At 57.7% G+C, this 1711-nt stretch carries 1 rRNA gene (only partly in view); it reads left to right on the plus strand.

Features of this window, described 5'->3' with window-relative positions:
- A 23S ribosomal RNA gene (locus RS027_RS13375) occupies positions 1 to 1677 on the plus strand; it begins 1353 nt to the left of the window's first position.
- Positions 1678 to 1711: the final 34 nt, after the last annotated feature.

The raw sequence follows: 1711 nt of genomic DNA on the forward strand, positions 1-1711 counted from the left end.
GCCTGCTGGAGGTATCACGAGTGCGAATGCTGACATGAGTAACGATAAAGGGCGTGAAAAACGCCCTCGCCGGAAGACCAAGGGTTTCTGTTCGACGCTAATCGGAGCAGAGTGAGTCGGCCCCTAAGGCGAGGCCGAAAGGCGTAGTCGATGGGAAACGGGTCAATATTCCCGTACCTCACAGTATTGCGATGGGGGGACGAAGAAGGCTAGGTGAGCCAGGCGACGGTCGTCCTGGTGAAAGTCCGTAGGCTGAACCATCAGGGAAATCCGGTGGTTCAAGGCCGAGAGACGAGACGAACAGCCCACGGGCTGGAAGTCATCGATGCCACGCTTCCAGGAAAAGCCTCTAAGCCTCAGATACTGCGAGACCGTACCCCAAACCAACACAGGTGGTCAGGGTGAGAATCCCCAGGCGCTTGAGAAAACTCGGGTGAAGGAACTAGGCAAAATGGTGCCGTAACTTCGGGAGAAGGCACGCCGCCGGTACGTGAACCCCCACGCGGGGGGAGCGGAAGGCGGTCGAAGATACCAGGTGGCTACAACTGTTTACTAAAAACACAGCACTCTGCTAACGCGCAAGCGGACGTATAGGGTGTGACGCCTGCCCGGTGCCGGAAGGTTAAGTGATGGCGTTAGCTTCGGCGAAGCGCTTGATCGAAGCCCCGGTAAACGGCGGCCGTAACTATAACGGTCCTAAGGTAGCGAAATTCCTTGTCGGGTAAGTTCCGACCTGCACGAATGGCGTAATGATGGCCACGCTGTCTCCACCCGAGACTCAGTGAAATTGAAATCGCCGTGAAGATGCGGTGTACCCGCGGCCAGACGGAAAGACCCCGTGAACCTTTACTATAGCTTCACACTGGACGCCGATGTTGCTTGTGTAGGATAGCTGGGAGGCTTGGAACCCCGGTCGCCAGACCGGGGGGAGCCACCCTTGAAATACCAGCCTGGCATCATTGGCGTTCTCACTCCGATCCGTGATCCGGATCGAGGACCGTGTGTGGTGGGTAGTTTGACTGGGGCGGTCTCCTCCCAAAGCGTAACGGAGGAGCACGAAGGTACCCTCAGCACGGTTGGACATCGTGCAGTGAGTGCAAGAGCACAAGGGTGCTTGACTGCGAGACAGACACGTCGAGCAGGTGCGAAAGCAGGTTCTAGTGATCCGGTGGTTCTGTATGGAAGGGCCATCGCTCAACGGATAAAAGGTACTCCGGGGATAACAGGCTGATACCGCCCAAGAGTTCACATCGACGGCGGTGTTTGGCACCTCGATGTCGGCTCATCACATCCTGGGGCTGAAGTCGGTCCCAAGGGTATGGCTGTTCGCCATTTAAAGTGGTACGCGAGCTGGGTTTAGAACGTCGTGAGACAGTTCGGTCCCTATCTGCCGTGGGCGCAGGATGTTTGCGAAGGGCTGCTCCTAGTACGAGAGGACCGGAGTGGACGCACCTCTGGTGTTCCGGTTGTCACGCCAGTGGCATTGCCGGGTAGCTAAGTGCGGACGGGATAACCGCTGAAAGCATCTAAGCGGGAAGCCCCCTTCAAGATGAGACATCCCCGAGGCCTTGAGCCTCCTGAAGGGCCCAGCAAGACGAGCTGGTTGATAGGCCGGGTGTGGAAGCGCTGCAAGGCGTTGAGCTAACCGGTACTAATGTGCCCGTGAGGCTTGACCCTATAACACCCAAGGGGTCGGGTCGCAGGACAACGA

The sequence above is a fragment of the Halomonas garicola genome, assembly GCF_031935715.1.
Lineage (GTDB): Bacteria > Pseudomonadota > Gammaproteobacteria > Pseudomonadales > Halomonadaceae > Vreelandella > Vreelandella garicola.